This window comes from Flavobacterium movens (assembly GCF_039581425.1).
Taxonomy (GTDB): domain Bacteria; phylum Bacteroidota; class Bacteroidia; order Flavobacteriales; family Flavobacteriaceae; genus Flavobacterium; species Flavobacterium luteolum.
This window is the reverse complement of the sequence record NZ_JBCPXY010000006.1, coordinates 1-26,191: the sequence shown is the minus strand read 5'-3', so window position 1 is coordinate 26,191 and position 26,191 is coordinate 1. Positions and strand designations below refer to the sequence as shown.

Below are 26,191 nucleotides of genomic sequence, written 5' to 3'. Positions count from 1 at the left end.
ATTAATTACAGCTCTATTTTATTTCGCTTATTATTTGTTTTGCTTTTGCTGGCTGCATCGAAACAAAATAATTAAACGCTTGGTCGAGTTTTTTCTGGATGTCGACATTTCCTTTTTTCTGTACGCGCAAATCATACAATTTGCTGATATCTGGAAATACGCTTTCTGTGCTTTTTACTCCCGCAAAAGTTTTGATTTTTTCGATAAAAGAATATCCAAATTCTGCTGTTGGTTCGATCATGGTTCCTTCTCCGAAATCGTTCCACGTAATCAGCTGCAGGCAATTTACATTGGCGTTTTTTGCTAAAGTCAAAGTTTCGTCAAGTGTCGCTCCATTGTTATGTTCGATCGTCCATCCAATTGCTGCTCCACCTCCGCCTGCGGCATAAAAATCTTTAAAACCAGGATAAGCACTTCCCATTGCTACACTCAATTTTGGTTTGGTGTTGGTATAAAAGTTTGTGAGATAAGTGTTGTCTTTGTATACCCAAGCATATTCGCCGGAAGCATTTTCTCCTGCCATTGAAGAGTGATCCCAAAGTGTCAAGAAAGTAGGTTTTGCTGTTAAAGTATTAAAGACATTTGTCCATTCAGCTGGGGTCTGTAGTACAATTGGTCCAAAATTCATTAACAGCGGTTTACCATTAATCTTAATATAATTAGCATCAGAAAAATAATTCTTTTCTACATAAGCCAAATCTGTTTTTGCTGCACCGGTTACCGAAATAGCTTTTCCTGCGTTTACAACATTTGTTAGAAATCGGTCTTCGTATACAATGGCATATTCTAAACCTACTTTATCTAGCATTTCAATTAGCTGATCTGTATTTTCTTTGATCATTCCGTAATCATTTACATCGTAAGTGCCATACCAATCAATCAGAATTCCATCAATTCCTGAATATTTCATCAATAATAAATGATTTTCGATCACATTTTTATCGCCTGAGTGATAAGGTCCAATCAGCGGATAATAGTACGATGCAATTTCTCTACGGCCGTTTGCTCCTACGTTGTTCGGATTTTTGTTTGCCATTGTCCAATGATATCCCCATTTTTTATCGGCACTGCTTTCGTTAGTTTCAAACCACGGCATGTAGTGCATATAAATTTTGGTGCTGTTGGTTTTCTCAATCGCAACAGGTTTTGTTATTTCTGGTTCTACTGGTTGGTCTGAGCCTTTGTCATCGCTGCTGCAACCGGCAACCATCACAATACTCATCAAACCAAAAGCCAACGATGTGATATATCTTTTCATATTGATGTACTGTTTGTTATTTTTATATTTTGCCACAGATTAAAAGATTAAAAAGGATTATTAATCTGTGAAAATCCTTTAATCTGTGGCTAAATAAAGCCTGGCAGATAATCATTTTAAAAACATGTCAGCCTTCCACGACTAACCAACATGGAAGACTGACATTCTAGTAACCTAATTTGGATACCCAGGATTTTGTTTTAGATTTTTATTAGTAGTTAAAACAGTACTAGGAATTGGGAAAATTGCTCTGTATTTTTCCGTTGTGCCTTTTGACCACCATGGCTCGAAGAATGTTCCAAAACGAATGTTATCTGTTCTTCTTCTTCCTTCGAATGTGAATTCTTTCAATAACTCTTGATCAATAAATTTAAGGTCAATTGTTGTTGGCAATTCTTCGCCTGCACGAGACGCAACTTGCTGTACAAATGGTCTTGCTAAATCTGGCGATCCTAAACGAACGTAACATTCTGCTTGCATCATTAAGATTTCTGCATAACGAATTAATACAAAATCATGATCACGCTCCCATTGCTCTCCTGCTTTCATTTCGTATTTATGCAAACGAACTCCTTCATTTTCTTTTGCATCTTCTAAACTTGTTAGGTTCTCTGTATAAGTAAGAGGTTCACCGTTACTCATAATAATTACGCTTCCTGTCGCAAGATTGATCTGATCGCCTTCTAGCATACATTTTTTTCTTTTGTCTGTATCTGCGAAAGAAGAATAAACTCCTGGCTGCGCGCACATTCCGTTTGCACTCCAAGGATAATTATTTGGAATTGCAGAAATAGCTAGATTTTGACTGTAATGGCAAGACATTGAGTTCATGTAGTTTCCAACTGTTCCTGCTTTTGAATCGTAAGGGATCGCAAAAATAATTTCTGGCGAAGTCTGATTTTCTGTTACGAAATTCGAAAAGAAATCTGGTGTCAAACTGTATCCTGTAACCTTTTGGCACATATTGATACACTCTTGCCAACGTGGCTGACCGATAAACGCTTCTGAATTAAGATACAATCTTGCCAAAATAGAATATGCAACATTTCTAGTCATCTTAGAATACACCACATTTGGATTTAAAAATGGAAGAGCATCTGTCAATTCTTTTTCAACAAAATCATAAACTTGTTTTCTTGTTGAATTGGTTGGAAGATCTGTATCTTCAAAATTGGTTACAATTGGCACATTTCCGAATAAATCTAAAAGATTGTAATAGTAATAGGCTCTAAGCGCTTTTAATTCAGCAAAAATCGGTTCTTTCGATTTGTCGCTAAGAGATGATTTATTGATTTGATAGATAATTGCATTGATTTTAGCGATTCCGGTATAGTTGTAACGCCACGCCGAAAGAATCATTCTATTATCTGATTTCCAAGTATGCTTTTGCGCATCTTGGTATTGTCCTCCATCGTACCAGTTTGTACCTCTTGTCGGAATTGTAGCTTCGTCTGAAACTACTTCATTCAAAAAGAAAACATATTCGCAAGTCGGGTAATTATTTGAGATATCATCTTTGAATCCTCTTAAAGAAGAATAAGCTCCACCTACCAGCGCATCAACTTCTTTGGTTGTATTTCCGAAATTTCCATCTTCTACCTGATCATACAGCTGCTCGTTCAAATCAGTACAAGATACTGTAAAAAGCATGCTTAAAAGTATTGCTGCTGTTATTTTGATTTTCATTGTTAATATTTTTTGGTTATCAATTCGCTTAGTTATTCAGCGTAAAATTTAATCCAACAGAAATAGTAGTTGGTCGAGGATAATTGTTGTATCTGTCAATTCCAGGAGCTGCCAAACCAGTTTGATCCATTACGCCCGTCTGGCCAATTCCGTCCTGAGCATTTAAACCAATCTCTGGATCTACACCTTTGTAACCTGTAATTACAAATAAGTTTTCTCCCATTACATACATTCTAACTTTAGATTTTTTGTATTTCAATGGTAAAGTATAACCAAAAGTTAAGGTCTGAAGTCTAAAGAAAGAAGCATCTTCGATCCAGTAATCAGAATACTTAGGCGCAGAAGTAATGCCGCTGCTTAAGAAAGCATCTGGCACATTATACGCTGGCAATCTAGTTGGATCGTTCAACATCATGTTTGTCGCGTTCAAAGCTTTTTGTCCAAACATTCCGTATCCAGAAAGTCCAAGATCAAAATTTCCGTATGTAAAATTCATTCCGATACCTACTGTCAAATCTGGCTGAATGTTTCCTAAATCTGTTTTATCTGCATCAACCAAAGCGCTTTCGTCAACAACTTGTCCTGCGGCATTGTAATACTGTATTTTTCCGTTAGGATCTAAACCTGCGTTTTTGAATCCCCAGAAAGTACCAACAGGATATCCTTCAGCAATAATTTGAGAATATTGTCCAGACATACCAGCTAAACCATGAAGAGATCCGCTGTAGATAACATCTGTTTTATAAGTTGGGTTAGAAAGCTTTTCGATTTTCTGAACGTTGTGTCCAAGAGTCAAATTAGCATTCCAGTTGAATTTATCTCCTCTGATAATATCAGCATTCAAAGTTAACTCTACCCCTTTGTTTGACATTTCTCCAACGTTTGCCAGCATTGTTCCCACTAAATATGGTGGCTGAGGCACTTCGTAAGTGTATAATAAATCTTTTGTTGTTTTAGAATACCATTCAAAAGATCCTGTAATTCTATTGAAAAGACCAAAATCGAAACCAATGTTAACCTGTTCTGTAGACTCCCATTTCAAATCAGGATTTGGGTTTTGTTTTGGAGAATAAGCCAAACTCCAAGTTTTAGTAACTGGATCGTAATAACTGTCATTTCCAACTCCTAAGATAGAAAGCGATTTGTATTCACCAATTCCATCTTGATTTCCTGTGATCCCCCAACCTACTCTTAATTTTAAGTTGTCTAACCATCCTTTTGAAGATTCCATGAATTCTTCATTAGAAACTCTCCAAGCAGCAGAAGCAGATGGGAAAGTTCCCCATTTATTGTTTTCACCAAAACGGCTAGATCCGTCGCGTCTTACAGTTGCTGTCAATAAGTATTTGCCATCGTAACCGTAGTTAGCACGAGCATAAAAAGAAACTAAATTTGATTTTCCTTTGTATGAATACACATCACTTAAACGGTAGTTGTAACCAGCTCCTAAATTATTGTAGCTGAAAGCATCTGTTACAAATCCTCCTCTTTGCGCTCCAAAACCTTCGTAGATATTTTCTAGGTAAGAATAACCAGCCAAAGCGCTAATATTGTGCTTATCTATAATCTTGCTATAATTTACATAAAGCTCCCCTTGTGCATTTGTGTATTCTCCATACGTTCTTTGTGCAAAACCGCCTTCAGTCTGCCCTTCCATAACCGCATAAGATGGTTTGTAAGTTCCTCCTTTTACCGCATTGTGCTCTAACGATATATTTGCAGTGGCAGTAAAATCATTCAAGAATTTCACATCTGTTTTAAAATAACCTAAAAGTCTGTGTCTTTCGTTATCAAAAGTTCTATTGGTTAAAATCTCAACTGGATTTTGATAAAGGTTTCCTGTTACAACACTAAAATCTCCATTTGCATCGTAAACTGGAATTGTTGGATTTAAGTTGTAAGCTCTTTCAAAAATTCTATAATCAATTGGGTGCCATTTGTCAATGTTTGCAAATAATCCCATATCAAATTTTACTTCTTTGTTGTCTCCCAAAAATTGGTAAGCACTTACATTTCCGCTTAATCTTTCTAAACCAGATTTTTTAATAACTCCTTCATTGTTTAAGTAAGAAAGAGAAGTTCTAAAACCACTGTCAGCTTTTCCAGAATTGATGCTTAAAGTATGAGACTGAGAAATTGCTGTCTGCTCAATTGCTTTTTGCCAGTTTGTATTTGCACCATAATCAACCGCATCAGCAATTCCGTTCTGACGAACATAACCTCTCCATTGATTTGCAGATAATAAATCTAAGTTATCATTAACATATCCAACACTAGATAATCCGCTGTACACAACCGAAACACCTTTTGTGCCAGATTTTGTTGTAATCATGATTACCCCATTTGCTCCACGAGAACCATAAATTGCTGTTGCTGAAGCATCTTTAAGAACGTCAACCGATTTAATATCTGAAGGCTGAACCACGTTAATATCAACACCTGCAATACCATCTACCACAATTAACGGGCTGTTGCTAGCTGTTAAAGAAGTTCCTCCACGAAGACGGATTGTAGAACCCGCTGCAGGATCTCCAGAAGGACGAATAATATTCAATCCTGCTACTTTTCCTTGCAAAACTTGCTCTGTAGAAGAAATAGTTCCTTTTACTAAATCATCTGCTCCAACTGTCGAAATTGCTCCAGTTAAATCTGATTTTTTTACTTTTCCGTAACCTACAGAAACTACTTGAACTTCTGCCAATGTATATCCATCATTTTGCAGACGCACCTCAACATTAGAAGTACTTCCTGTAATTTGGATTTTTTGTGTTGTCGATCCGATAAACGAAACTTCGATTGCACCTCCTACGGCTACCTGAAGGCTAAATTTACCATCAAAATCTGTTGTAGTTCCGTTTTTTGTTCCTACTTCAATGATAGAAGCTCCCGGCAATACCGTACCCGTATTGTCATAAACGGTTCCTGAGATTTGTTTTTTCGTCTGCGCGAAAGTACTAGCAGAAAGAAAAAGCATAAAAATCATCAATACCGCTCCTTTAGCAGTCCACATTTGATGCAGGACGCTTTTTGTATTTTTACTATTCATTAGAATTGGTGTTTTAATTTAATAGTGATTATTTATCTAAAGTTTTAAGCGGAATCGTTGTATCCGAAATCGTTTTGTCTTTATTGTCTTTTACCAAAACATGGATTTCGCTTAAACTCGGAATTCCGTTTAACTCTGAAACTAAATTGACAAAACCTTTAATTTCTGCAGTTCCTCCAGTAAACTCACCAGAAATTGTTTTAGGTCCAGCTGTAATAGTGTAGATTAATTTGGTTACACCTGCTTCGTTATTTTTTCTCGACATTCCAAGAAAATCTTTTTGACTGATTTGTGATGGAAAGAAAGCAAAACTTGGTGGCGGTGGCGGAACAAATTCTCCTGCGTAAATAACCTGATCTCCAGAATTTGCTGTCCAATTCTCTGCTACCATCAGAAAGTTTATTTTTTCCATTACAAAATCATCTGGTGCATTGAAGTACTGCTTAGGAACAAAATCCATTTTATAAAAACCGTTACCTAAATCTTTCAATTTTGTTTTTTCGGCAATTTCTGGTTTTGCAGCTTCATACATTTGCTGAATAGCCCAATCATTTAAACCACCATGCATATGTACACTTGGAGTGCCAGCAAATGCAGGATTAAGATTTGCATTAAAAATAATACTTACTGGTTTATCGATTAATGGTTTTGATGGGTACGATCTAAATAATTCACCTGAAGTATAGAAAGATGAAAAATCAGTATAAGGCACATTGCCAACATCACTTTGTTTAGAACCGTTTTTATTTTTCAAACGAAACCAGAATCCTGCACTTGCTGCTATTTCCTCTGGAGTCTTAGAAAAATATGTGGTTGGAGTCAAAGTAAAACTCCAGATTTTGTTTCCTTCATATTTCAGTTTTGCAAAATCTGATGAATTTTCCCAGTTTCCTGCATCTGGTTCAGATGGAGACCAGATCCAGATGTACAAATCTTCTGTCTCAGCAAATGTCGATGCCGACATATCAAAGTACCACGTAACTTTTTCATCATATTTGTAGATAACAGGAAATGATGATATTGGCCCTACAGCTCCAGCGGCTTCTTGTGCCTGAATAAAATTAGGAGCCATCAACAAGGCAAGTAAAATTGTATATATAAACTTTTTCATATTACTTTTTAATTAATAGCATTTAATTTAAACACATAAGACACAAAATCTACACCTCCAGAAGCATGTGTTAATTGAATCTGCAGTTCTTTGGTTTTACCTGGAACTGAAACCAATCGCAATTCATCTGTTTTCTGCGTTTTTTGAGCATCGCTGTACAAGTAGATTTTTGTTCCAACGCCGTTGGTCTGCTGAAAATCTGAACTCAATGCCCAATATCCTTTAGGAGCAAATAACGGAGGGACGTCTCCAGTTACTTCATAACTTGTTGGATTGTTCTTTTCATCTACGTTAAATTTGATTTTAAAATCTTCGTAGTTAAAATAAGTACTCAAGTTTTCTTCGTTTGGTTCGATATTATTTGCTTTCGCAACTTCATCAACCATTTTCAGATTTGTTAATCCCCAATTCCCGTTTACTTTTTCATAAAGAGTAATTGGTGCTACGTAGCTTCCGTCATCTGTGTTATCGCATCCAATTGCAAAAAAACACATCATAAAAGCTAGCCAATAAAGACTTTTACATTTCATAAATTTTTGGTTTTTGTTAGTTTGTTATCCCCTTCAAAAGGATACAGCGAAACTAGCCGTTAAATAAATCTTAAAAAAAAAATCTGATAAAAATCAAGATGAAATTCAAAGAATAAAAAACACAATTAACTAATAATCAGTTATTTAACTTTTTATATTTTAGTAAAAAATCAAGACGCTGTTTAGATAAAAATAAGCAGTTTTTATATGGTAAAAATGACAATATGTAAAATAATCAGTATATTTTTTTCACTATGCATATATATAACTAGTTTTTATTGTATAATTGCAAATAAATTACCTGTTTTTAACATTTACAGCTTATTTTCACTCCGAAAATCACCTTTTAAAGCTATGTTATTAAACATTTTACAAGATTCTTGAAAAACAGGTTTAGCTTAATCTCAAACTTATTCTTAATTTTAAAACGAATTAACTAACTATATCTATCAACCAACTTCCCTAAACCAAAACAAAATCATGCAAAGAATATTGATGCTGCTTTTCTTCCTGGCAGGTTTTTCTCTTACTGCGAAAGAGACAAATCCTTATTTAGAAGAATTAGATCAGGTACTCTTAAAAAAAGAGATTTACCTGAAACAGAAATATCGAAAAATTGAAGCTTTAAAGAAAAATGTCTCTAAGTTTACCCTTAGCCAAAATAATGAAGAACTGTATAATTGTTATATGTCTTTATTTGATGAATACAAATCTTTTAAATACGACTCGGCTTATTATTATTTAGAGCAATCCAAAATCAAAGCTAAAATCTTAAAAGACCCGAAGTATTTATCTAAAAGCCGAATAAAAGAAGGTTTTGTGCTTCTATCTTCTGGACTTTTTAAAGAAGCGATTGATACCCTAAATGTTATAGATGATACTAAACTGGATCAAAGAAATAAATTTGAATATTACAATATTAAAGCCCGTGCTTATTACGATTTAGCCGATTACAACCGTGATCAACGCTTTAATATCCATTATGTACAGCAAGGAAATCATTTCTTAAAGAAAGCTTTAGAATTAATCGGGACCAATACTAATGAATATTGGGCTGCCGAAAGCCTAAAACGCTTGAAACAACAAGATTGGCGCGGTGCCGAATTTGCTTTCAGTTACTGGATAAACAACTATAATCTGCCTCCGGATTACTACGGAATCGCTACTTCGAGTCTTGGTTATATTTATTCTGAGCGGGGTTATACCAAAAAAGCCATTCAGTATCTTGCACTTGCAGCTATCGCCGATGTTAAAAATGCTACAAAAGAAACCGTTGCGCTCCGAAATTTAGCCAATGAACTTTTTAAAATGGGCTATTTGGATAAAGCAAACGAGTACATCAATATTGCAATGGATGATGCTACGTTTTATAATGCAAGACATCGAAAAATTGAGATTTCGTCTATTTTGCCTATTATCGAAAAAGCACAGCTTAATAATGTAAAGGATAAGAATGATAAATTGGAGAAGATTATTATTCTCTTGACCATCTTAACGGTTATCATTTTCGTTTTCCTCGGCATCATTTTTAAACAATTAAAAGAGAAAAATAAAGCAAGAAAAATCATGGCCGATTCGTACTTGCAGTTGCAGGAAATGAATGTGAGTTTGAGTGAAGCCAATGCTATTAAAGAAGAATATATTACCTATTTTATCAAAGCAACATCAGCCTTCATTAATAAAATAGACCATATTCAGAAAAGTACGCTGCATAAAATCATCACCAAAAAAACAGATGAAGTTATTGCGAGCTTAAAGCGTTATAATGTGAAAGAAGAACGCGAAAATCTGTTCCATCAATTTGACGAAATCTTCTTGAAATTGTTTCCAACATTTGTAACCGATTTCAATAATTTGTTTCCAAACGATCATAAATGTATTGTCAAAAAAGGCGAACTTTTAAATACTGAATTGCGAATTTTTGCTTTGTACAGATTGGGAATTCAAGATAGCAGTCAAATGGCAGAATTCTTAGAACTTTCGGTAGCTACAATTTATACGTACAAAACCAGAATTAAAAGCAAATCTGATTTTAAAGATACGTTTGAGCAGAAAATTATGGAGATAAAGACTATTTAAAGTTGCTAAGGTTCTAAGTTTTTTTTAGCCACGGCTCTAGCTATAAGGACTGGCAAAGCAATTAACGAATTATATTTTAATATCACAGCTCCGGAGGAGCGGCATATTTATAGAATGCAATTTAAACGACCATCAAAAAAGCCCCGGCGGGGTGACATAAATATATGTCACCCCGCTGGGGCTTTTCTACATCTGCAAATTCTTTTCTATAAATATTTCGTCCCTCTGGGACTAAGTTTTTTTAGCCACAAATTCACAAATTTTTATTTAAAATGATACGTGAAATTTGTACTAAATAATTACACAAATAGATATTAAAAAAATAATTCGTGAATTGCTTCGCCAGTCGCTATCGCTCGAGTCGTGGCAAAAAAAAAAATTATTCTGCAGACTCCAGCTGCAAAATGGTATTCTGGTAAATCGTACTCAATGAAAACAATTGCTCTGCAAAAATCATTACGGCAATCGGAACAAAGAAAAATGCGATTAAATCTTCTTCGTATAAAAAATAAGTTGAGATCAAGGCTAAACGAGCATATTCTAGATAATAAATCCATTTTCGCTGTTCTAACAAAGCACCACAGTTTATTAAAGTTATAATGACCAGCGAAAGCACAAATATTTTATCGTAGCTTTCTAAATAATCGAAATAATAAGTGAAAGCAGTTAGAATAAGCGTACAAATTCCTAATTGTATATAAAGGTAATTTTTAAATCGAAGTCGTTGGTTTGGAGCTGCTTTATCTTGCAGAAAACGTTTTTCGAGAATCGGACGAATATCCTGATCCATATCGGCTGGACTTCCGAAAATTGCATTCCATCTGGCTTTGAATCCGCTGGAACGTTTCCATAATTCGTAGATTTCGAAGTAATAATGAAAATGTTGCCATAAGAAACTATAGCTTTTCAGCGGATGCGTTAATCCGTATTTAGGTTTTTCCTCTTCGGTTTGGAAAGTTCCAAAAAGGCGATCCCAAAAAGTAAACATATCGCCGTAATTTTTATCGAGATATTTTTCGTCAGAAGCATGATGCACGCCGTGAACAGAAGGTGTCACAAAAACATATTCCAACCATTTTATTTTTCCGATAAGCTGTGTATGCGTAAAGAAAGAATAAGCGCCATGAACAATCAACATTGTAATAACCATTTTAGGATGAAAACCAATTAAGGGCAAAACACACCAAAATCCTGTTCTAATAATGGCTTGAAATGTCGTAATTCTAGCTGCAGCGGTAAAATTAAATTCTTCACTATGATGATGCACAATATGCGCAGCCCAGAAAAAATTGACTTCGTGCCCTAATCGATGATACCAATACCAGACAAAATCGGTAGCTAGAATTAATGCAAACCAAACTAAAGCATTACTCGGAATCTCAAATATTCTATAATCGTCATAAATCAAATAATACAATTGGTAAAAACTCGCAGCAACAAATAAGTTAATCAAACGCTCTGCAATTCCGATGGAAATATTGGAAACAGAACTTTCATAGTTAAAAATTTCAGGCTTTTTTCTGCGTTGAGCAAGCTTATATTCCAAAAACAAAAAAAGAAAAAAGGCCGGCATGGCAAATGCTAGAAAATTGATATTTTTCATTTATTTAATACTTTTCGATTCTAAAAATTATAATTACTGGTTCAAACGAAAAAGACACTTCCATCAATTACGTTTTTAGCAGACAAAAAACGTAATCAACGAAAATGATCTTTTACGAACTAAACCTGATTTTTAATTCTGCTTAAATAAAGGTGCTTCCAGTGCCACTTCTTTAACCGACTGTGTTCCGGCCACTTTTTTCAAAGCAATAATATAAGCAGCAATACGAGGCGTTACATTGTGTTTTACTGCAACTCTAAAAACAGTTTCAAAACCTTTCTCTAAAATATCTTCCAGACGTTTGTTAATCTGGTGAATTCTCCAAGACTCCAAAAGCGAATTCTGAAGCCATTCGAAGTAAGAAACGGTAACACCACCGGCATTGGCTAATATATCAGGAACAACTAATATATTTTTATCATGTAAAATTTGATCTGCATCTGAAGCAACTGGACCATTGGCGCCTTCAACGATAATTCTGGCTTGAATATCTCCAGCATTTTTCTGCGTAATAACATCTTCTTTTGCAGCCGGAATCAAAACATCAACATCTAAAAGCAATAAATCCTCATGTTTTATAGCAACCGAATTCGGATAACCTTTTATCGTTTTGTTATTCAGATTATAATACAAGATCAATTCTGGAATATTAATTCCGTTCGGATTATAAAATGCTTCGGAAACGTCGCTTACCGCTACAATTTTCACTCCTTTTTCATGAAGGAATAAAGCAGAATGCAATCCAACATTTCCAAAACCTTGAATTGCTGCCGTAGCTCTTGCAGGTCTGATTTTTAGTTTTTGAAGCGCCAAAAGCGTAATAATGCTTACTCCTCTTCCAGTAGCTTCTACTCTGCCTAAAGATCCTCCAGAATGAAGATGTTTTCCTGTAACAACGGCATGAATAGGTCTTCCGTGCAATAACGAAAACTCATCCATCAACCAGCCCATTTCGTCTGGACCTGTTCCCATGTCTGGTGCAGGAACATCTTTCTCTGGTCCGAAAATATCAGCTAAAGCTTTGGTATATGCTCGTGTGATTTTTTCTAATTCGGTTTTAGAATGGTTTCTCGGATCGCAAATAATGCCGCCTTTAGCACCACCAAACGGAATTCCAGTTACAGCAGATTTCCAGGTCATCCAGGCAGCAAGTGCTTTTACTTCATCTAAATTTACAGCCGTATCGTAACGAATTCCACCTTTTGAAGGACCTAAAGCTGTATTGTGAATTACGCGATATCCTTCAAAATTTTGAACGTTTCCGTTGTCTAAAGTAATGGAAAAGTTTACGGTAATTTGTTTTTCAGGGCGCTGTAGTTTTTGTTTAATTGAATCATCTAAATTCAAAATATCTGCAGCGATATTAAAGCGATCAATCATCGATTGAAACGGATTGTGTTTTATAATTTCTGAACTCATAATATATAGTGTTAGGTTTGGGTTATCTTTTTATTTTTATTGATCTTCTTCTTTTTTGAAGATGCGTTCTCTTTTATTATTCAAATTCGATGCAACACGGAATCTTGATTAGGCAACGGCGCATCAAAATTTTCATATTTCTGTTGGTTCTCATATCTTGATTTTTTAATGATTCAAAAAAAAGCCTTTCATGGTGCAATGAAAGGCTAAAAAAAAAATAACTAACAAGTACTTTCTCTATTAACGCCATTTCAAAACGTGATTCATCATGCAGCACATCGCAAAGCAGCATGGAAAAGACGTTCTTATATTTTGACTATAGTTTTTCATTGTTGAGACAAAGCTACAAAAATATATTTATAAATTCTATAGAATTAGTAGAGTTAATTTAAAAGATTTTTAATTTACTTACAAAAACAACTGTAAATTAAAGGTTTATGAACTAAAAAAAATTACTGTAATTGTGATAAAAATATAAAAACAACTGCTATAAGAGCCAAAAACAAACCTAAAATATTAATTTTTGAGAGTTTCTCTTTAAAGAAAAAAGCACCTATAAGAGTTCCTAAAATAATTACGCCCATATTCATTCCTGCAAAAACAGTTGACGGATTTTCTGCAAATGCTTTATGAGCCTTTAAGTAGAATAATATATTTCCGAAGTTAAAAATACCGACCAATATTCCGAAAGGAATGCTTTTTAAAACAAATTTTTCTTTTGTTATAAAGAACTTATAAATCACTATAAGAATAGAAACAGCAAAAGCAATTAGAAAGACAAAAAACAAAGATGTTGTATAAGGAACAACTGTATATAAGGCTATTTTCTTAAAAAGAATATCAATAACTCCAAAACCAAGTAAAACTGTTGCTGGATAAATCCATTTGTTTTCTGCGTTGTCCGCTGCCTTTTTTAAGATGAATAAAAGTGCAGCAAAACCAACTAGAACTCCTACAACTTTATAAGTATTAAATCCTTCATTAAACAAAAGCCAAGCTGCTAGAATAGGAATAAATAACGACAATCTTTGCGCTGCATCAGTCTTTGCAATTCCCATATATTTTATAGAAAGTGCTAAAAACAGAAATAAAATCGGAAGTAAAATTCCAACAGAAGTGTAGATTTCTAATGGCGCATTATTGTCTAATGCATTTAGATCTGGTGCAAAAGTAAAGTAACAAAGCGTAATCGCAGCGATATAATTAAACGAAATAATTTGTGACGGATTAGCATTATATTTTCTAGAAATTTTGAATATAACACCTACAATAACACTGCAAAGAATACTTAATATAAGAAATAACATAAATTTATTTTTGGATTGTAAAAGTAGCTATTGTAAAATAAAAAAGTCCAGCCGGTTTTAAAAAACCAGCTAGACCAGATTATATTTTAGTACTATGTTTTTAAAATTTACTAATATAACTTCCGTAAATATCTCTAAACTGACTTCCTTTTGCAAAACGGTCTTTGCTCAGTTTCTTATATTCTACCAATCCCCAAAGAATAAATTCTTTCATAAAATAAACATCTTCTTTTGCCAATTGAGGTTGATATTTTTTTAATAACTCATCTAATGGCGTTACTTCATCTAAAATACTTTTGTATTCTTTGTCTGAAGCATCATCCAATAATTCGAAACCGCTTTCTGCGAAAAACCATTCTACCACATCAGAGTATGGCGTTTTTTCGTCTGGTTTTTCCAATTTTTCGATTTTAGGAAAATATTCAGGGAATAAAGTTCTGATTGCAGAACCAATTAAGCTTTCGGCCACAACATCGGCTCCCTCCTGCTCTCCTTCATAAACCAATTCTACTTTACCTGTAATTGCTGGAATGATTCCCACAAAGTCCGATAAACGTAATGTTGTCTTATCAACTCCCGAAATCAAAGCGCGACGCTCGGCTGTACTAATTAAATTTTCGAAGGCCGTAATACTCATTCTGGCGCTCACACCACTTTTATTGTCAATGTATTCGCTTTCGCGTGCTTCAAAACTAATTTGTTCTAAAATATCTCTCGCTAAACTCGGAACATATACAACATCAGTCTGATTTTGATCTAATTTAGACTCTTGCTCAGTAATTGTTCGTGCAATCTCGATACTTTCCGGATAATGCGTTAGAATTTGTGAACCAATTCTATCTTTTAAAGGTGTTACAATACTTCCTCTGTTGGTATAATCTTCTGGATTTGCAGTGAAAACAAATTGCATATCTAAAGGCATTCTCAATTTGAAACCTCTAATCTGAATATCTCCTTCTTGCAATATATTGAATAACGCTACTTGAATTCTCGCCTGTAAATCGGGTAATTCGTTGATTACAAAAATACAGCGATTCGCTCTTGGAATCATTCCGAAGTGAATTACACGATCGTCTGCATAAGACAATTTCAAATTTGCCGCTTTTATTGGATCGACATCTCCAATTAAATCAGCAACTGTTACATCTGGAGTTGCCAACTTCTCAAAGAAACGTTCGCTTCTGTGTAGCCATGAAATCGGTGTTTCATCTCCTTTTTCAGCAATTAAATCTTTTGCAAAACGGGAAATTGGATTTAACGGATCGTCGTTAATTTCTGAACCTTCCACAAACGGAATATATTCGTCTAATAATTCTACCATTTTACGAGCCAAACGAGTTTTTGCCTGTCCGCGAAGTCCTAGTAAATTAATATTATGGCGAGATAGAATTGCGCGTTCCAATTCTGGAATTACAGTATTCTCGAATCCATGAACACCTTCAAAAACAGGTTTTCCCGATTTGATTTTTTCACGAAGATTATTTCGTAATTCGTCCTTTATACTTGTACTTTTATATCCAGCGGCTTTTAATTGACCTAATGTCTTTATAGTATTTATTTCCATTGTGTTGAAATATAGATTTTATTATTGTTTTGTTTTAAAGAAATGAGCATTGTTTCATTCCTTTGTGTTAGACGCACTGCGGTGCGTCTCTACGATATACGCAACGTATATTCAGGCGCAAAGAAACCTTAGTATCTTAGCATCTTAGAACCTTAGCAACTCTACTTAATCCTCTTCTTCCTATTCGCTTCGTAATCTTCAAAAATCATTTCACCCAAACCTTTAATTCCGGTATAAAATGCTTTTCCTTGATTAGCTTCTGTAAACTGATTCACAAAACGCTGTAAATAAGGATCTCTGGCAATCATAAAAGTCGTAATCGGAATGTGTAATTTTCTTGCCTGCTGTGCCTGTGTGTAGCATTTATCGACAATATATTCATCCAAACCGTTACTATTCATATAATAAGAACCATCACGTTCGCGAACGCAACTTGGCTTTCCGTCGGTAATCATAAAAATCTGTTTGTTGGTATTACGCTTTCTGCGTAGAATATCCATCGCCAATTGCAAACCCGCAACCGTATTAGTATGATAAGGTCCAACTTGCAAATATGGTAAATCTTTAATAGGAATTGTCCAAGCATCATTTCCAAAAACCAATATATCTAACGTATCTTTTGGGTATCTTGTTGTAATTAATTCAGCCAAAGCCATTGCTACTTTCTTTGCAGGAGTTATTCGATCTTCACCATACAAAATCATACTGTGACTAATATCGATCATCAAAACCGTACTCATTTGCGCTTTGTATTGGGCGTCTTCTACAATCAAATCATTTTCAGTGAGCATAAAACTTTCGACACCGTTATTAACTTGAGCATTTCGAAGGCTTTCGGTTAAAGAAATTCTTTCTAAGCTGTCGCCAAAATTATATTCACGGAATTCTCCTGTGTGCTCATCGCCGCTTCCCGCATATTTTGTTTTATGATTTCCGCTCCCTGATTTTTTTAAGTTTCCAAAAATCTGATCTAGAGCTTGCTGTCTGATGGCTCTTTCTGTTTTTGCAGTAATTCCAAAACCAGAACTTCCATCTCCTTTTACTTCATCTCTAATATATCCTTTCTTCTTCAGATCTTCAATAAAGTCGTCAATTGTATAATTTTCGTCTGTAAGTTTGTATTCTTTGTCCAGTTCCCGAAGCCAGTTTATTGCTTCATCAAAATCGCCCGAAGTATGGGTGATTAGCTCTTTAAAAATCGTAAAAAGTTTGTCAAACGGAGACTGAAAAGGAGCTTCGTAAGTCTTAAAATAAAAGCCTTTTTTAAATTCGTTTTTCATAAATCTAAAATTACATCTTTTTAGAATTATGAAAAACGAATCGTTTATTAATTTTTAGTTAAAATATTTAACCAAAATCCACAGCTAACAGTGTTAGATATAATAATTATTCAAACTTTCCATCTACATAATACCAAGCGCCATTTTCGAATTTAAAAGTAGAGAATTCGTAATGTACTTGCGGATTATTGTTTGAATCTAAAAAATAAGCTTTGAATTCGACTGTATTTTCAGTAAAACTTAATATTTCAAGTTTCTGCCATTTATTAGAAACAGCCCATCTTAAAATTTCAGGTTTTGAGTAATATTTTCTTTCTGAAACATAAGTGGTTTCCATCAAATAATCGGCATTATGTGTTGCATAAGCTGAATATCTAGATCGCATTAAAGCTAATGCCGAAGGAGCTTTTTGATTACCGCTTAAATACAATTCACAGCAATTTTCAAAAGGCAATCCTGTATCGCAGAAACATTTTTTATTCTCCATCAACTGGTTCTTCTCCATTAATTTTTACATGAAGCTGATTTAACAAAACCTGATAACGAGTGATTTCTCTCACTTCTTCGTCTTCCTCAGCAAAATCAATCATTTCGTCAAGTGTTTCGCTTACTTCCAATAATTTATTGTTTGCTTCTCTATCGTTTTTTGCAGCGATCAAATCAATAATCTCTTGCACGTTTGCTTTTAGTGTTTCAAATTTTGAATTCATTTGTTTGTGTTTTTTTCGCCACGAATTACACCAATTTTCACTAATTTTTAATTTGCATTGAACACAGATTTTAAATAAAATTCGTGCTAATTCGTGAAATTCGCGGCAACTTATATTTAATCTTTACTTTCGTTGAATTTCTTTACGATTTCCTTTAATTTTTCTTTTCTTGCAATTTCTGCTTGTTTGGCTTTTGCCTGGGCTTTGTGCAATTTATCATTGTGCTTTTTGATGTTCCTTTCGTTATTGCGTCCCATTACACTTCTCTTTTAATTTGTTCTAACGTTTTTTCAGTAAAAATCAATTCGTTGATAATTTGTTTTCGCAAATCATCAATATCGTCATAGTCAAAATGTTTTGCCCAATTGGTCAGCTGCTGCAGGTTTCGAATCTGTTTTAACCGTTTTGTGGTTTCAAAACTTGTTCTTAAAACTGCTTTTCCATCATACTCCGGATTATTTTTGTGCTCGTAATTGGCAAGGTTGTTTTCAAAATCAGCTTTAATATAATACAGTTTTTCTTCGGCATTATCAGGATAAAATTCTGTCCATTTTGCAAAACCTATTTTAGTTTTAGATTCTGTTTCTGGATTACGGGCAATTAGACGCCATTTACTGTTTGCCAGTCTCCCCCAATGATTTGAAACACGATACATTCCTTCTTCTGTATAGTAATAACTACTTCCCGCCTTGCTTTCAAATTGCTTTTTCAATCCTTTAATGGCCTCTGGAAGCACTTCATTAAATGCGCAAAAGGTATTTTTAAAAGAATTAGGATGTGGCTTAAAATTTTTCTGCATGTGCAAATATACTCAGATTACAGCGAACTCCCCAAAACAAACCTAAATTGCTTACCTTTGTACTTTAATTCAAAACAAAAAATCATGTCTATAGATTCAGAACAAAAAATGCCACAAAAAGGAGTTTTTACCGGTATTATCGAAAAAGATGAAAACAATAATTATTTCTGCGGAGAATATCTTTTAGACTACAAAATGGTTCAAGCTAAATTTAAAGAAGGCGATTGGATTACAATAAAGTCTGTTATTGAAAACCCAAGCGACATGAGTTACGATAAATATCCTAAAAAATCAAGAAACTTCGATAAGGCGAATCATAAGCCGGAATAGTTTTTTTGTTTCAAGTTTCAAGTTTCAAGTTTCAAGTTTCAAGTTTTGTTGGAACGGTTAAGTTTACCGCAAAGAACGCTAAGATTTACGCAAAGTTCGCAAAGTTTGATATAAAGCTTTGCGAACTTTTCTTTTGTAAATAATCTATAAATAAAATTCTTTGCGTGCTTTGCGTAAATCTTAGCGTTCTTTGCGGTTAAAAAAATCTTAGTGTACTTTGCGTAAACCTTTGCGTACTTTGCGGTTAAAAAATCCCTGCACCCTTTACGGTTAAATAAACTTTCAGTTAACTTTTTTCAATATTTTTTCGATCAAAACTGAAAAGTTAAAAAAAAGTGTACCTTTGCAAAAAATTTGTCGATTTGAACTAAAACAAAACGATTTCAAACTAATAGACAAGTAGTTACCTTTTATTTATGAAAAAAATAGTTGAATACCGCAAGTTACTAAACGTAGAAAAAACTGCAGAGTTAAAAGATTTAAAGACAATTTATCGTAATGCGATGAAAGAATCTCATCCTGATAAATTTGTGGGAAATGAAGCTGGTTTAAAAGAAGCAGAAGAAAAAAGTAAAACGATTATCGAAGCTTACCACTTTTTAGTAAGTATTCACCCTGATACTATCAAACTTAATTTACCTGAATACACAGAGACAATTTCAACTTGTTCTATCACAGATTTTAAATTTGTTGAAGGACGTTTAATCATTGACTTTTCTAACGGAAGTGTTTACGAATACATTAGTGTTCCTAAAGCAACTTACGTAAAAATGGTAAATGCTGATTCTCCTGCAAGATTTGCAAAAAGACATATTTTAAATGCTTTTACTTGGAGAAAGAAAACAAATCAAGAATAGTTTATACCACTATATTTTACAAAAAAGCACTCTGTTAAACGAGTGCTTTTTTTATGTCCGAAATTTAAAAATTTGAATAGAGATCTCTCAAATATGTTCCACATTAAGAGTTTTTAATCAGATTAAGCCAGCAAACAAGCTGATTTTATGCGTTTTACAACCAAAAAAACTATAACAAAATTTTAGGTTACAAAATTCTGTATGTTTTATAATTTTAGATACTTTTGTTGCACAAATCAATTAACTAATTAATTTTTTATAATGAAAAAAATACTTTTTGTACTTACAGCTTCTGCAGCTATCATTTCTTGCAGCAAAGTTAAAGATGGAGAATACCTTATTACTGGTACTGCTACAGGAATTGAAAACGGAAAAACGATCATTTTGCAAGGTCAAGACCCAGCTACAAGAATGCCAGTTTCTCTTGATACAGTAAAAGTTGAAAATGGAAAATTTGAAATAAAAGGAAAAGTTACAGAACCAGCTTTCCATACATTAATTTTGCAAGGTGCTAATGGTCCTATTCCATTTATCCTTGAAACTGGAGAAATTAATGTTGCTATTGATAAAGATAGTATCCATAAATCTAAAATCTCTGGAACTTACAACAATGACGAGTACTTTGCTTTCATGGAAGATATGAACAAAACTCAAAAAAGTTTAATTGATTTCCAAAAAAAGAACAACGATAAAATGAAACAAGCTCAACAAGCGCAAGATACAGCAGTTATCAATGGCTTGATGAAGCAATACATGGAAATTCAGAAAGAAGTACAAGAAAGCAGCAAAAAGAAATACATGACTTATGCTGAAAGTCATCCAAAATCTTTCATTACAGCTTTAATTATTCAAAGTTTATTGAATGATCCAACAGCTGACATGAAAAAATTAGAAGGACTTTACAATGGTTTAGATGAGTCTTTAAAAAATACTGCTCCAGGTAAAGAAATCAAAACTAGATTTGGTCAAGCAAAAATGCCATCTGTTGGTGCTACAGCTCCAGCGGTAGGCAGCGCTAAATGAAGAGCAGATTTTTCTGCTCCAAATCCAGAAGGAAAAATGGTTTCGCTTAAAGAAAGTTTAGGCAAAGTTACTATTGTAGATTTCTGGGCTTCTTGGTGCGGACCATGCAGACAAGAAAATCCTCATGTTGTAGCTCTTTACAAAGAATTTCACTCGAAAGGATTAAATATTGTTGGAGTATCTCTTGATAAAGATGCTGCAAAATGGAAAGAAGCTATTGCAAAAGATGGTTTAACTTGGACTCAGGTTTCTAATTTAAAGTTCTGGGAAGATCCAATTGCTAGACAATATAATGTTGAAGCTATTCCTGCTACTTTCATTCTTGATGCATCAGGAAAAGTGGTTGCACAAGATTTAAGAGGTGATGAATTGAAAGCAAAGATTCAAGAATTGCTAGCTAAATAATATATCTTGAAATAAAAAAAATCTCCCTAGTGGAGATTTTTTTGTTTTACGGCATAATCCATAAACTTAGAAATAGAAATTCATAAGAAGAAATAAAATTTCAGCTTATCGCATTATAGTTTCTTTTTTCTTCAACATTTCACTCCAAGGATCAATAAATACAATAAGTGAAGAGTTTATGAAAGATTAAGTTCAAAGAAAAGATCTTATATCTACCGTAATCCTAATCCTACTTTGGTAAATAAATTTTAAAAAAGAATATTTAATCGAATTTTATTTTATTCAATTCCAATGAATTAAAAAATAACTATAAAATAACTTAAAATTAAGTCGTTTTTTTGTTTGGAAATGTAGAAAGAGTTCCTATCTTTGCCACCGCTTAGAACAACAAAGCACAACAAGCTGAGATCGGGGAGATACTCAAGCGGCCAACGAGGGCAGACTGTAAATCTGCTGTGTGAACTTCGCAGGTTCGAATCCTGCTCTCCCCACAAAAAAGTCCTAATGAAAATTAGGACTTTTTTTATATATACAAAAACCCGAAAATCCTTAGATTCACAGTTTTTTTCTTTATAATACTTTCCAAATTTTTTAAGACCTCCCAAAATTTCTGTGACAAAATCGTGAGTTCTGTTGCATCTGCCATATCAATTACAGATAAATCAATTGCCATAAAATTATGCAATTAATTTACAAAATGATTTGAACATACTTGTTCCTGGCTTAAGCATCTGATTCTTTCTCAACACATCTACAACTTATTTTTATATAGTTTCTTCTATTCGCCAGCTGGCTCCTACACTGTTCTTTCTCTTCGTGAGTGCCGAGTCTATTAAAGGCGAAAATTTAAATCTCCTACGCTGAAAAGTAGCGTGATCAACTGCTATTCCGTGCATTCTCATTATTCCCTCAACATTACTGTAAATCGCAATTTGAAATAAACGGCCTGCAAAATAATAGCTTTAGAATAACAATGACCTTTGGTATTCATTTAATGTATTTTTTAGATCTAAAGATAATAGTTATGTAACAGATGCGACAGAACCCTAAATTCATAGCTATAAAAAAGATAAAGAAAAAAACACTTTAAAATTTGTTTAAGAATCCTGTCTCATACCTTTTTGCATATTTGAAATGCAAAAAATAGTGAGTATTCATATAAATAATTTTCAATATATGAGATTCCAAACTGATATAAATATGAGAAAAGCCTGATTGCGCAATCAGGCTTTTCAAAAATATTTCACATTAATTTTAAAAAACTTTTTTTTACAATAACTAAAATAAAAAAACAGTTCAAACTTAAATTAAAAAGCAAAGATGTTCAAGGTCTCATTATTGGTTCATGCTTAAATAAAGATAACCCGCAGTTGTTACTTCTTTTTGATCTGAATTTTGATATCTGAGAATATAGTAGTAAGTACCAGTTGGAAGTCCTTTGCTTTGATTGATCACCGCTCTTCCATTAGAATAACCCTCAAAAGCATTGTTTTGATTATTGTATCCATCGGTATGAAAAACAATTACTCCCCAGCGGTTATAAATTTCAACCGTATTGTTTGGGTAACATTCAATACCATCAATTTTAAACCTATCATTTACGTTGTCTCCATTTGGAGAAAATGCATTATGAACGACTACTTGACAACCCACTATATCAAGAACTGTTGGATCATTGTCCTCATTAGTTGGCGACGATTTATCTGACAAGTCACTAACATCTTCCCCATTAGGATTTACAGGTGTTGGAGGCCCTTTCGCTTCTGCCAAAGCCTGGTTGACAACTTGACCTTTTGCTAAATCATCTGAGGTGATAACATAATCAGCTCTATAAAGCCATTTCTCATTTGTATCTAGATATCCGTTTGAATTAAGGTCTCCCGTTTTACTGCTCGAATCTACAGGATCAAGTGCAGGTGTTGACATTCCAGGAAGCGGATCTGTTACTTTTACATTACTTAAACGCGTATTTCCGATATTGCTTACCGTAAAAAGATAACTTATGATATCACCCACTTTTGCATTATTAAAGTTTCCACTAAATGAAGAAATCTCCTTAACAATTGCAATTTTTGGAATATTTGGCAACGGAACTACAGTACAAGTCGGACAATTCGGATCATAATATTCATCACCCGGCTTAACAGGATTTGTAGGATCTTCAGAAGTATCGGTAACAGTAGTACCTCCCGGATTATCTGGTGTCGGCGGTGTATTTCCCTGAGCAATTGCGCTATTGTAAATTACTCCTTTCTCAAAATCTGACTCCGTGATTGTATAAATTAACTGAGCCCTGCCCGTTTGTCCAGGATCCAAAGTGCTAGGCGTTACTGATAAATTAGTTATGCCTAAAAACTGATCGTTGATTTTTACATTTTCTAATCTAATATTTCCTGTATTCTGCGCTGCAAAAGTGTATGTAATTGTTTCATTTACATCAGGAAAACCATTTCCGTTACTATCATTAGATGCGGTGAAAGAAGCATCTTTATATAATAAAATTGACGGTTGTGGTATAATTGGAGTCAAAATCACACTATCTTGATCATTTTCTGCTGGATCATTATTGTTTGGAGTTGAATTTGGATCAAAATTATCCGAAGCAATTATTTGAGCTACATTTTTATATTCATCCGCTGTTCCAGTCGCTGTATTAACTCTGACTCTGTAAACCAATGAAACAGGATTATTAACCGAAACATTAAAAGTCGGCCAAGTAATTGTATTTCCAGATAACACTCCACTGTTGTTTGCACTAATAAAAGTATAACCAGACGGTAATACATCATTAGCACGTACACCAGTAGCATCATTTGGCCCAAGATTACTTACAGTTATTGTAAAATCAACCTGATCACCAACGAAAGGCGACATATTGCTTACCGATTTTGTCAAAGCAATATCAGAACACAAAATAACTGTTAGATCAACTTTTAACGCATTGCCAATACTATTTTCGCAAATAGCATTGTTTTGCACTGTAACGTAGTAAGATGTATTTACCGTTATAGCAGGCGTTACAAAGGTCGGACCTGTATAAAGCAAAACAGATAAATTAGCATCTTGATACCATTTGAAAATAGGATTAGTAATAGCACTAGAAGCTGTAATTGATGCACTGCCTCCAGTACATAAAGAAGCATTTGAAGTAGTTGCTGAAATATCAGAAGCCAAAGCCAAAGGATTGACTGTTGCCACAACCGCTTTTCTGGTGTTGACGGCGTTTTCGCAGACGCCATCGCCGCTTACGCTGACATAATACGTTGTCGTTGTTGGAGGTGTTACGGTATAAGTATTTCCTGTAAAGAGTGCCGTAGTCGATGTCTGATCGGCATACCATCTGAAAATTGGTGTTGTTACTCCAACTGATGAGGCTGTTAGCGAAGCTGAAGAGCCTGCACAAACTACTGCATCTGAAGCCGTAATATCAGCATCCAAACCTAATCTATTTACAATAACCACAACCGCTTTTCTGGTATTGATGGCATTTTCACAGACTCCATCACCGCTTACACTGACGTAATATGTTGTCGTTGTTGCAGGAGTTACATTATAAGTATCTCCTGTAAAAAGTGCGGTAGTTGTTGTCTGATCCGCATACCATCTGAAAACTGGCGTTGTTATTCCGGTAGTTGAAGCAGTAAGAATAGTAGATGAACCTGCACAGATTACAGCATCTGAAGCCGTTATATCAGCATCCAAGCCTAATCGATTCACAGTAACCACAACCGCTTTTCTAGTGTTAATAGCATTCTCGCAGACTCCATCACCGCTTACGCTGACATAATACGTTGTCGTTGCTGTAGGTGTTACATTATAAGTATCTCCTGTAAAAAGTGCCGTAGTTGTTATCTGATCAGCATACCATCTGAATACTGGTGTAGTTACTCCTGCAGACGAGGCAGTTAGCGCAACCGATGAGCCCGCACAGATTACAGCATCGGAAGCTGCGATATCAGAGTCCAAGCCTAATCTGTTGACAGTAACCACAACCGCTTTTCTGGTGTTAATAGCATTCTCGCAGACTCCATCACCGCTTACACTCACATAATACGTTGTCGTTGTTGCAGGTGTTACGCTATAAGTATCTCCTGTAAAAAGTACCGTAGTCGTTGTCTGATCAGCGTACCATTTGAAAACTGGCGTTGTAATAGTCGTTGAAGCTGTAAGCGAGGCTGATGAACCTGCACAGATTACAGCATCGGAAGCCGTTATATCAGCATCCAAACCTAATCTATTCACAGTAACCACAACCGCTTTTCTGGTGTTAATGGCATTCTCGCAGACTCCATCACCGCTTACGCTCACATAATACGTTGTCGTTATTGCAGGTGTTACGCTATAAGTATCTCCTGTAAATAGCGCTGTAGTCGTTGTCTGATCCGCATACCATTTGAAAACTGGCGTTGTAATAGTTGTTGAAGCTGTGAGCGTAGTCGATGAACCCGTACAAATTAATGCATCTGAAGCCGTGATATCAGCATCCAAACCTAATCTATTCACAGTAACAACAACCGCTTTTCTGGTATTGATCGCGTTTTCACAGACTCCGTCACCGCTTACGCTGACGTAATACGTTGTTGTTGTTGCCGGAGTTACAGTATATGTATCTGCTGTATTTAATACTGTGGTACTTGTCTGATCAGCATACCATCTGAAAACTGGATTTGTTATTCCAGTAGCTGAAGCTGTAAGTGTAGTTGATGAACCCGCGCAAATTAGAGCATCTGAAGCCGTAATATCAGCATCCAAACCTAATCTATTCACAGTAACCACAACCGCTTTTCTGGTGTTAATAGCATTCTCGCAGACTCCATCACCGCTTACACTCACATAATACGTTGTCGTTATTGCAGGTGTTACGCTATAAGTATCTCCTGTAAATAGCGCCGTAGTCGTTGTCTGATCCGCATACCATCTAAAAATTGGCGTTGTAATAGCCGTTGAAGCTGTAAGCGCAGTTGATGAACCCGTACAAATTGCGACATCTGAGGCCGTGATATCAGCATCCAAGCCTAATCTATTCACAGTAACCACAACCGCTTTTCTGGTGTTAATGGCATTCTCGCAGACTCCATCACCGCTTACACTCACATAATACGTTGTTGTTATTGCAGGTGTTACGCTATAAGTATCTCCTGTAAATAGCGCCGTAGTCGTTGTCTGATCCGCATACCATCTAAA

At 34.7% G+C, this 26,191-nt stretch carries 19 protein-coding genes, 1 tRNA gene and 1 pseudogene; 6 read left to right on the top strand and 15 right to left on the bottom strand.

Annotation, left to right across the window (positions count from 1 at the left end; all coding sequences use genetic code 11):
* Nucleotides 1-13 precede the first annotated feature (13 nt).
* The 5 genes from AAYQ05_RS12285 to AAYQ05_RS12265 all read right to left on the bottom strand — a co-directional run bounded on the left by AAYQ05_RS12285 (nucleotide 14) and on the right by AAYQ05_RS12265 (nucleotide 7,631).
* On the bottom strand, nucleotides 14-1,258 hold the full coding sequence (locus AAYQ05_RS12285) for a glycoside hydrolase family 99 protein (RefSeq protein ID WP_343543650.1): 1,245 nt from the start codon (nucleotides 1,256-1,258) through the stop codon (nucleotides 14-16).
* Nucleotides 1,259-1,432: 174 nt separating this feature from the next.
* On the bottom strand, nucleotides 1,433-2,944 hold the full coding sequence (locus AAYQ05_RS12280; protein ID WP_343543649.1) for a RagB/SusD family nutrient uptake outer membrane protein: 1,512 nt from the start codon (nucleotides 2,942-2,944) through the stop codon (nucleotides 1,433-1,435).
* 28 nt (nucleotides 2,945-2,972) lie between these two features.
* Nucleotides 2,973-5,990: a SusC/RagA family TonB-linked outer membrane protein gene (locus AAYQ05_RS12275; protein ID WP_343543647.1), complete on the bottom strand. Its 3,018-nt coding sequence runs from the start codon at nucleotides 5,988-5,990 to the stop codon at nucleotides 2,973-2,975.
* 28 nt (nucleotides 5,991-6,018) lie between these two features.
* Complete coding sequence (locus tag AAYQ05_RS12270) at nucleotides 6,019-7,101, bottom strand: hypothetical protein (RefSeq protein ID WP_281633113.1); 1,083 nt, start codon at nucleotides 7,099-7,101, stop codon at nucleotides 6,019-6,021.
* A gap of 8 nt (nucleotides 7,102-7,109) precedes the next feature.
* Nucleotides 7,110-7,631: a DUF5004 domain-containing protein gene (locus AAYQ05_RS12265; protein ID WP_343543646.1), complete on the bottom strand. Its 522-nt coding sequence runs from the start codon at nucleotides 7,629-7,631 to the stop codon at nucleotides 7,110-7,112.
* Nucleotides 7,632-8,111: 480 nt separating this feature from the next.
* On the opposite strand from AAYQ05_RS12265, the gene susR reads away from it, so the two are divergent.
* Nucleotides 8,112-9,710, top strand: coding sequence for a SusR family glycan utilization regulator (gene susR / locus AAYQ05_RS12260; protein WP_281633115.1), 1,599 nt, complete (start codon nucleotides 8,112-8,114; stop codon nucleotides 9,708-9,710).
* 379 nt (nucleotides 9,711-10,089) lie between these two features.
* On the opposite strand, the gene AAYQ05_RS12255 is transcribed toward susR, so the two are convergent.
* The 9 genes from AAYQ05_RS12255 to AAYQ05_RS12215 form a co-directional block, all read right to left on the bottom strand.
* The gene (locus AAYQ05_RS12255; protein ID WP_343543643.1) at nucleotides 10,090-11,313 is read right to left on the bottom strand and encodes a sterol desaturase family protein; all 1,224 of its coding nucleotides are present in this window, start codon (nucleotides 11,311-11,313) and stop codon (nucleotides 10,090-10,092) included.
* 132 nt (nucleotides 11,314-11,445) lie between these two features.
* Nucleotides 11,446-12,732 carry a Glu/Leu/Phe/Val family dehydrogenase gene (locus AAYQ05_RS12250; protein ID WP_343543641.1) on the bottom strand — a complete coding sequence of 429 codons (1,287 nt, stop codon included), beginning with the start codon at nucleotides 12,730-12,732 and terminating at the stop codon, nucleotides 11,446-11,448.
* A 452-nt stretch (nucleotides 12,733-13,184) separates the two neighbouring features.
* Entirely contained in the window at nucleotides 13,185-14,039 is an 855-nt protein-coding gene (locus tag AAYQ05_RS12245; protein WP_343543639.1) for an EamA family transporter, read from the bottom strand.
* Nucleotides 14,040-14,139: 100 nt separating this feature from the next.
* The gene (locus AAYQ05_RS12240; protein WP_343543638.1) at nucleotides 14,140-15,603 is read right to left on the bottom strand and encodes a MoxR family ATPase; all 1,464 of its coding nucleotides are present in this window, start codon (nucleotides 15,601-15,603) and stop codon (nucleotides 14,140-14,142) included.
* Between the two features lie 161 nt (nucleotides 15,604-15,764).
* Nucleotides 15,765-16,883, bottom strand: a complete 1,119-nt coding sequence (locus tag AAYQ05_RS12235; protein WP_289057374.1) for a vWA domain-containing protein — start codon at nucleotides 16,881-16,883, stop codon at nucleotides 15,765-15,767.
* A 106-nt stretch (nucleotides 16,884-16,989) separates the two neighbouring features.
* Nucleotides 16,990-17,388 (bottom strand): YchJ family protein, encoded by a 399-nt coding sequence (locus AAYQ05_RS12230; protein ID WP_343543634.1) that lies wholly within the window; start codon nucleotides 17,386-17,388, stop codon nucleotides 16,990-16,992.
* The gene (locus AAYQ05_RS12225; RefSeq protein WP_111289368.1) at nucleotides 17,360-17,593 is read right to left on the bottom strand and encodes a hypothetical protein; all 234 of its coding nucleotides are present in this window, start codon (nucleotides 17,591-17,593) and stop codon (nucleotides 17,360-17,362) included. The genes AAYQ05_RS12230 and AAYQ05_RS12225 overlap by 29 nt, the downstream gene beginning before the upstream one ends.
* 116 nt (nucleotides 17,594-17,709) lie before the next feature.
* Entirely contained in the window at nucleotides 17,710-17,850 is a 141-nt protein-coding gene (locus AAYQ05_RS12220; RefSeq protein WP_343543632.1) for a hypothetical protein, read from the bottom strand.
* On the bottom strand, nucleotides 17,850-18,392 hold the full coding sequence (locus tag AAYQ05_RS12215; protein ID WP_343543630.1) for a hypothetical protein: 543 nt from the start codon (nucleotides 18,390-18,392) through the stop codon (nucleotides 17,850-17,852). The genes AAYQ05_RS12220 and AAYQ05_RS12215 overlap by 1 nt, the downstream gene beginning before the upstream one ends.
* 84 nt (nucleotides 18,393-18,476) lie before the next feature.
* Here AAYQ05_RS12215 and AAYQ05_RS12210 point away from each other — a divergent pair, with 84 nt between their 5' ends.
* The 5 genes and pseudogenes from AAYQ05_RS12210 (at nucleotide 18,477) to AAYQ05_RS12190 (ending at nucleotide 21,498) form a co-directional block, all read left to right on the top strand.
* On the top strand, nucleotides 18,477-18,722 hold the full coding sequence (locus AAYQ05_RS12210; RefSeq protein ID WP_343543629.1) for a hypothetical protein: 246 nt from the start codon (nucleotides 18,477-18,479) through the stop codon (nucleotides 18,720-18,722).
* 416 nt (nucleotides 18,723-19,138) lie between these two features.
* Nucleotides 19,139-19,579, top strand: a complete 441-nt coding sequence (locus tag AAYQ05_RS12205) for a KTSC domain-containing protein (protein WP_111366992.1) — start codon at nucleotides 19,139-19,141, stop codon at nucleotides 19,577-19,579.
* Nucleotides 19,580-19,840: 261 nt separating this feature from the next.
* A complete protein-coding gene (locus AAYQ05_RS12200; RefSeq protein WP_281633126.1) occupies nucleotides 19,841-20,602 on the top strand; it encodes a DUF4369 domain-containing protein in 762 nt (253 codons plus the stop codon).
* An 18-nt stretch (nucleotides 20,603-20,620) separates the two neighbouring features.
* A pseudogene (locus AAYQ05_RS12195) lies at nucleotides 20,621-21,007 on the top strand (TlpA family protein disulfide reductase); the annotation flags it as partial.
* Nucleotides 21,008-21,417: 410 nt separating this feature from the next.
* Nucleotides 21,418-21,498, top strand: a tRNA-Tyr gene (locus AAYQ05_RS12190).
* A gap of 844 nt (nucleotides 21,499-22,342) precedes the next feature.
* Here the strand turns inward: AAYQ05_RS12190 and AAYQ05_RS12185 are convergent.
* Nucleotides 22,343-26,191, bottom strand: a 3,849-nt coding sequence (locus tag AAYQ05_RS12185) for an Ig-like domain-containing protein (RefSeq protein ID WP_343543627.1), incomplete at its 5' end; no start/stop codon positions are given.